This is a genomic window from Acidisoma sp. L85 (genome assembly GCF_009765865.1).
Taxonomy (GTDB): Bacteria; Pseudomonadota; Alphaproteobacteria; order Acetobacterales; family Acetobacteraceae; genus Acidisoma.
In genome coordinates this window covers 1-359 of record NZ_LMUQ01000034.1, presented here as the reverse complement: position 1 = coordinate 359, position 359 = coordinate 1, and the positions used below count along the sequence as shown (strand labels likewise).

Here is a 359-nt window from a genome sequence, read left to right as displayed (position 1 = left end):
AACGCATCATCCGATAGCTGCGTGCCGTCAGCAGATGGCGTCGTGGTCGAAAGTGGCCGTAGATGAAGGCGTGAGCCGAGAGGAACCGCTGAGCCTGCCGCGGCGATTTGAAGCGCTGCATTTCCCGTTCGCGGCGCCGGGTCGCGCGATGCGAATTCTCGGCGCGATTGTTCAGGTAGCGGCTTTGCCGGTGCTCGACATCAGGCAGAAGCTCGCGTTGGGCCACGCCGTAGCTCTTCAGCTTGTCGGTGATGAGAACGCGCGGTACGTATTGCAGCTCCTTCAGGAGACGCTTGAAGAAGCGCTTCGCTGCCCCGGCGCTGCGGCGGGCCTGTACCAGAACGTCAAGCACGGTGCCG

The 359-nt window shown here is 63.2% G+C and carries 1 protein-coding gene; it reads right to left on the bottom strand.

Going from position 1 to position 359, the window contains the following annotated elements:
• On the bottom strand, window positions 1-359 hold a 359-nt coding region (locus GSQ83_RS08990; RefSeq protein WP_216850008.1), incomplete at both ends, for a DDE-type integrase/transposase/recombinase.